At 71.5% G+C, this 7,433-nt stretch carries 1 protein-coding gene; it reads right to left on the reverse strand.

Annotation, left to right across the window (positions count from 1 at the left end; translation table 11 throughout):
• Positions 1 to 7,379, reverse strand: a 7,379-nt coding sequence (locus tag AB0G04_RS43985) for an SDR family NAD(P)-dependent oxidoreductase (protein WP_360996652.1), incomplete at its 3' end; no start/stop codon positions are given.
• Positions 7,380 to 7,433 lie beyond the last annotated feature (54 nt).

Below are 7,433 nucleotides of genomic sequence, written 5' to 3' on the forward strand. Positions count from 1 at the left end.
CGATCGCCGACAGCAAGCCCCGTCACCTCAGGGCCCACCTCAACGACGACTCCAGCACCCTCCGAGCCCATCACCGCATCCGGCTCCGGATACACGCCCAGTCCGAGCAGCACATCCCGGAAATTCACACCGGTGGCCCGTACCGAGATCCGCACCTCGCCCGTAGCCAGCGGACCGGAGATCTCCGGGATGCCGGTGAAGGACAGGCTCGACAGGGCACCGTCGGCGCCGGGGACGATCCGCCACGGTTCCGCACCGTCCGGAGGCGTCAGCCGGCTCGGCGCGGGCACCAGACGTGGTGCGAGCACCGTTCCGGCGCGGACCGCGAGTTCCGGTTCGTCAAGAGTCAGCGCGCCCCCGAGCAGTGACCAGGATCGGTCGTCGCGGTCGAGGTCCACCAGCACGATCCGGCCCGGGTTCTCGGACTGCGCCGAGCGCAGCAGACCCCAGAGCGCGGTCGCTGCCGGGTCGGTGACCGGTCCGGTCGCCGGTACGGCGGCATCGGTCAGCACCGCCAGGCGGGTGTCCGCGAACCGCTCGTCCGCCAGCCAGGTACGCACGACGCCGAGAGCCTCGACGGTGAGCGCGTGAGCCGCGGCCACGATGTCGTCGCGCGCCGGACCGGCCGGGCGCCACACCACCAGGTCCGGCAGTTGCGCGGCGGTGGCCAGGTCGGCGAATCCGTCGTACGCGGAGACAGCCCCGGACCGCTCCCGGAAGGAGTCGTCACCGATCGCCGCGAAGGCGACCGCGTCACCGTCCGGCACGGATACCGGTGTCCAGTCGACCGTGTACAGGGCGTCACCGGTGGCGAGCGCCGGGCCGTCAAGCGCCTCGGCGGTGACGGAGCGCATCACCAGCCGTCCGATGGCGGCCACGGCCGCACCGGTGCCGTCGGCCACGTCGATGGCGACGCCGGACGAGCCGGCCGCTGTCAGCCGTACCCGCAGGACACCCGCGCCCGTTGCGAACAGGCGTACGTCCTCCCACGCGAACGGCAGCCGGGTCTCCGCGCCGGTCCCGCCGAAGTCGCTCAGACCGATGGCGTGCAACGCGGCGTCCAGCAGGGCGGGGTGCAGTCCGTACGCGACGGCGGCCGGACGGACGTCTGCCGGCAGCGCCACCTCGGCGTAGACGGCATCGCCGGTACGCCAAGCGGCTCGCAGCCCCTGGAACACCGGTCCGTAGGAGAGGCCGGCATGATCCGACACCTGGTCGTAGAAGCCGACGAGGTCCACGGCGGTGGCCCCGGCGGGCGGCCACTGCGACAGGTCGGGATCCGCCCGGTCCGGCGCCTCGGCGGCGAGACTGCCGACGGCGTGCCGCAGCCAGGGCTCGTCCGGGCCCGGCCGGGAGTACACACTCACCGGGCAGTGCCCGGCACCGTCGTCGGCGCCGACACTGACCTGCAGCTGGACGCCGTCCGCCGGGAGCACGAGCGGCGCCTCGATGGTGAGTTCCTCGACGACCGGGTGCCCGATCCGGCGGCCGGCGCTGACGGCCAGTTCGACGAAGGCGGTGCCGGGCAGAACCACCCGGCCGAGTACGACGTGGTCGGCCAGCCACGGCTCCCGCTGAGTGGAGAGCTTGCCGGTGAGCAGCAGCCCGTCGCCGCCCGCCACCGGAACCGCCGCTCCGATCAGCGGATGCTCGGCGGAGACCAGGCCGGCCGCCTCCATGTCTCCGGTGAAAACCCGGTCCAGGCGGGGCCAGAACCGGCGGCCCCGGAACGCGTAGGTCGGCAGATCGATCCGCGGCGTCGCCGGCAGGATGGCCGTCCAGTCGACCGGGACTCCGGCCGTCCACAGCTTGGCGGCCGCCTGGAGCACGGTCTCGGTCTCGTCGCGGTCCTTGCGCAGGACCGCGGCGTATGTCAGATCCGGCGCGGTCAGCGCCGCCATCCCCGACAGCACACCCGACGGACCGACCTCGACACACCGCGTCACACCGTTCGATGCCAGCCAGCTCACGCCGTCGGCGAACCGGACGGCCTGGCGCACATGCCGCAGCCAGTAGTCGGCGGTGAACTCCACGACCGGCTCACCGGTCAGATTCGACACGACCGGAATCCGCGGGGCCTCGAAGGAGAGACCCGCCAGCACCGCAGCGAAGTCGGCGAGCATCGGCTCCATCAACACCGAATGGAACGCGTGGGAGACCGTCAACCGCGTCGCCTTGCCAAAGCGCGGCGCGACCGCGTCGATCGCCTCCACCGAACCGGACAGCACGATCGCATCCGGCCCGTTGACCGCCGCAATGTCCACACCCTCCGGAACATCGGCCTCCGACGCCTGCACCGCGAGCATCGCCCCACCCGGCGGCAGCGCCTGCATCAGACGGCCACGAGCAGCCACCAGCGTGACCGCGTCATCCAGGTTCAGGACTCCGGCGACATGGGCGGCGGCGATCTCACCGATCGAATGCCCCAGCAGATAGTCCGGGGTGACACCCCACGACTCCAGCAGCCGGAACACCGCCACCTCGACCGCGAACAACCCCGCCTGCGTGTACACGGTCTGGTTAACCGCGTCAGAGCTGATCGCCTCGCGCAGCGGCAGATCCAGCAGCTGGTCGAAGCGGGCACAGATCGCGTCGAACGCCTCCGCGAACACCGGGAACCGGGCCGCCAGGCCCGTACCCATGCCGATGCGCTGCGCACCCTGACCGGTGAACAGGAACGCCAGACCACCCTCGGACACCACCGCCGACTCGGCGACGACACCGTCCAGGAGTACTGCACGGTGCTCCAGGGCCGCCCGGCCCGTGGCCAGCGACCAGGCTGCGGCGGCATCATCCAGGGCGGACGCGCGGAGCCGCTCGATCTGACTGGTAAGCGCCTCAGCGGAGCGTGCCGACACGAGCCATGGCAGCGGGCCCTGGACGACCGGGCTGCCGGACGGCGGCACCGGTTGTTCCGGGGCCTCCTCGATGATCACGTGGGCGTTGGTGCCGCTCACGCCGAACGACGACACGCCGACCCGGCGCGGCCGGTCACCCGGCTGCCAGTCGCGGGCCTCGGTGAGAAGTTCGACGGCGCCGGCGGTCCAGTCGACGTGTGACGTCGGCTCGTCGGCGTGCAGCGTCGGCGGGAGGATGCCCTCCCGCAACGCCATCACCATCTTGACGATGCCGGCGACACCGGCCGCGGCCTGGGTGTGCCCGATGTTCGACTTGACCGAGCCCAGCCACAGCGGTTCGTCGCGGTCCTGGCCGTACGTGGCGAGCAGCGCCTGCGCCTCGATCGGGTCGCCCAGCTTCGTGCCGGTGCCGTGCGCCTCGACGACGTCCACGTCGGACGGGGTCAGCCGGGCGCTGGCCAGAGCCTGCTGGATCACCCGCTGCTGGGCCGGTCCGTTCGGGGCGGTCAGGCCGTTGGACGCGCCGTCCTGGTTGACGGCGCTTCCCCGTACGACCGCAAGGATCTGGTGGTTGTTGCGCCGGGCGTCGGAGAGCCGTTCGACGAGCAGTACGCCCACGCCCTCGCCCCAGCCGGTGCCGTCGGCCGCTTGAGCGAACGGCTTGCAACGGCCGTCGGCGGCAAGCCCGTCCTGGCGGCCGAACTCGGCGAACGCGCCCGGCGTCGACATGATGGTGACGCCACCGGCGAGAGCCAGGTCGCACTCACCACCGCGCAGCGCCTGCATCGCCAGGTGCAGGGCCACGAGCGACGAGGAGCACGCGGTGTCGACGGTGACCGCCGGCCCCTCCAATCCGAAGGCGTACGCGGTACGCCCGGACAGCACCGCGGCCGCGTTGCCAGTGCTGACGTAGCTGTCGATCGTGCTGTTGAGCAGGAGTGCGGCGTAGTCCTGACCGTTGGTGCCGGCGAACACACCAGTCCGGCTGCCGGAGAGCCCGAGCGGGTCGATGCCGGCGCGCTCGAACACCTCCCAGCTCGCCTGCAGGAAGAGTCGCTGCTGCGGGTCCATGGCGAGCGCCTCACGCGGGGCGATGCCGAAGAGGTCGGCGTCGAAGTCGCCCGCGTCGTAGACGAACGCGCCGAGCGGTTCGAAGAGCCCCCCGGTGTCGGTGCTCCAGCCCCGGTCGACCGGGAAGTCGGCCACGGCGTCACCGCCGTTCAGCACGAACTCCCAGAGGTCCTCCGGAGTGCGTACGTCCCCGGGGAACCGGCAGCTCATCGCGATGATCGCGATCGGCTCGTCCATCGCGGTGGAGAGCAGCGGAACGGCTGCCGCGGGAGTGCCCGAGCCGCCCAGGACCGCGTCGAGATGCTGAGCCAGAAGGGCCGCGCTCGGGTAGTCGAACACCAGGCTCGCGGGCAGCGACAGCCCGGTCAGGGTCTGCAGCCGGTCACGGAGCTCGACGGCGGTGAGCGAGTCGATACCGAGGTCCTTGAACGCCTTGCCCGGTGCGATCCGTTCGACCGTGTCGTAGCCGAGCACCGCGGCGACAGCGTCGCGGACCCCGGTGAGCAGGGCGTTCCGGCGCTCCGGGCCGTTCATCGCGGCGAACCTGTCGTCGGCCGCTGCCGCCACCTCGGCGGCCGGGACGACGTCGCCGAGGAACGGGCTGGGCCGGCCCGCCGTGAAGACGGGGGCGAACTGCCGCCAGTCGACGTCGGCCACGGTGAGGCAGCCGGTGTCGCCGTCGATCGCCTCGGCCAGGGCCTGGATCGCCAGCGCCGGTGCCATCGGCCGCAGCCCGCGACGGCGCAGATAATCCTCGGCACCGTCCTCGGTGACCAGCATGCCCGCCTCGGCCCACGGCCCCCACGCGACCGCGGTACCGGCCAGTCCCCGGCCCCGGCGACGCGTGATCAGACCGTCGAGGAACGCGTTGCCGGCCGAGTAGGCGGCCTGTCCCCCGCTGCCCCACACGCCGGAGATCGACGAGAAGACGACAAAGAGATCAAGATCAGAGGTCAATTCATCCAGGTGTACGGCACCCGCGACCTTGCCCCGCACGATGCCGGCGAACTCGTCCACGGTCGTCTCGGTGAGCAGGCCCACCCCGCTGACCCCGGCCGCGTGCACCACGCCGCGCAGGTCCGGGATCCCGGCGACGAGGTCGGCGACCTGGCCGCGGTCGGCGACGTCGCACGCCACCACCGAAACCCGCGCCGGCGACAGCTCGGCCACCAGGTCCGCCGCACCGGGGGCGTCCATGCCCCGGCGTGAGGTCAGCACCAGGCTGTTCACACCACGGCCCACCAGCCAGCGGGCAACATGGGCGCCCAGAGCACCCGTACCGCCGGTGATCAGGACAGTGCCGTCCCACGTCTGCGGCGCCGCGGGCTCCACAGGCGGCGCGACCGGACGCAACCGCCGGACGAACACCCCCGACGACCGCACCGCCACCTGGTCCTCGTTGCCACCGAGCACCCCGGCCAGACGACGACGTTCGCGCTCACCCAGTTCGGCCGGTACATCGATCAGGCCGCCCCACAGCTCGGGCATCTCCAGAGCCGCGACCCGGCCCGCGCCCCACACCAGGGAGCCGGACACATCGGTCAGCGGATCCGAACGGCCGACCGACACGGCGCCCCGGGTCACACACCAGAGACGCGCGTCCACACCGCTGTCGGCCATCGCCTGCACGATCGTCAGGAAGCCCCGCGGAGTGGTGCCGTCCGTGGCCGGAAGCAGTGCGATCACACCGGCCACGGCATCGGTGTCGCGAGCCAGAGCGGCGAGTTCGCCGGCCAGAGCCAGCCGGTCGGTGGTCTCCGGGTCGGCGGTCAGCTCGATCAGGTTCAGGCCGGTGCCGCCGAGAATCGTCTCGGCCGTACCCGCGGCCGGAACCACGACGATCCAGGAACCGCCGGCGGCCCGCGCCGGGTCGGTCACCGGTCGCCAGGTGACGTCGTAACGCCAGGCGGCGACCGCGCTGGAAGCCACCCGGTCCCGGCGCCACGCCGCCAGGGCGGTACCCATCGAAGCCGGGACCTCGGTGTTCAGGATCTCCGACAGCGCCTGGAAATCCTCTCCCTCGACCATGCGCCAGAACTCGGACTCGATCGGATCCGCCGACGCCGCCGCGGGGAACTCCAGCGGGGTCAGCCAGTAGTGGTCACGCTGGAACGCGTACGTCGGCAAGTCGATCCGCGGCGCCGCCGGGAGAATCGCCGTCCAGTCGACCGGGACTCCGGCCGTCCACATTTTCGCGGCCGCCTGGAGCACGGTCTCGGTTTCGTCGCGGTCCTTGCGCAGTGCAGCGGCGTAGGTCAAGTCCGGTGCGGTCAGCGCCGCCATCCCGGACAGCACACCCGACGGACCCACCTCGACACACCGCGTCACACCATGGTCCACGAGCCAGGACACGCCGTCGGCGAACCGGACGGTCTCGCGGACGTGGCGGATCCAGTAGTCGGCGGTGAACTCCTCGATCGGCTCACCGGTCAGATTCGACACGACCGGAATCCGCGGGGCCTCGAAGGAAAGACCCGCCAGCACTACCGCGAAGTCAGCGAGCATCGGCTCCATCAGCGACGAGTGGAACGCGTGCGACACCGTCAGCCGGGTTGTCTTGGCGAATCGGGATGCCAGGTCCTCGATCGCGGCAGCGTCACCCGAGACGACCACCGACGCCGGCCCGTTGACAGCCGCAATGTCCAGGCCCCGGCCGGCGAGCGCGTCCTCCGAGGTCGGCCCGGTGACGGCCGCAATGTCAAGGTTCAGACCGGTGATCGCGTCACGGACCTCGGCCTCGGACGCCTGCACCGCGAGCATCGCCCCACCCGGCGGCAGGGCCTGCATCAGCCGGCCACGAGCGGCGACCAGCGTGACCGCGTCGTCCAGGTTCAGGACTCCGGCGACGTGGGCTGCGGCGATCTCACCGATCGAATGCCCCAGCAGATAGTCCGGGGTGACACCCCACGACTCCAGCAGCCGGAACACCGCCACCTCGACCGCGAACAACCCGGCCTGCGTGAACACCGTCTGGTTGACTGCGTCGGAGTCGATCGCCTCGCGCAGTGGCACATCGAGCAGCTGGTCGAAGCGGGCACAGATCGCGTCGAACGCCTCCCCGAACACCGGATACCGGGCGGCCAACGCCAAACCCATCCCGGCCCGCTGTGCACCCTGGCCGGTGAACAGGAACGCCAGACCACCTTCAGCGAGCACGCCCTGCTCGATAGTGGTGCCCTCGATCATCACCGCCCGGTGTTCCAGGGCGGCCCGAGTGGTAGCCAGCGACCACGCCGCCGCGATCGGATCCAGATCCGCTTCCCGCAACCGCTCGATCTGAGCAGTCAACGCCTCCGCCGACCGCGCCGACACCAGCCACGGCAACGGACCATCCACCACCCGGCTTCCCACTTCCGCCGGGAGGGGGTCGGTCACGACGTCGGCCGGCTGCGCTGCCGGTTCCTCAAGGATCAGGTGTGCGTTGGTGCCGCTGATGCCGAACGCCGACACACCAGCACGACGCGGCCGGCCATCTCCAGGCCAGGATTGAGCAGCCGTCAACAG

It is taken from the genome of Actinoplanes sp. NPDC023801, assembly GCF_040639655.1.
GTDB lineage: Bacteria > Actinomycetota > Actinomycetes > Mycobacteriales > Micromonosporaceae > Actinoplanes.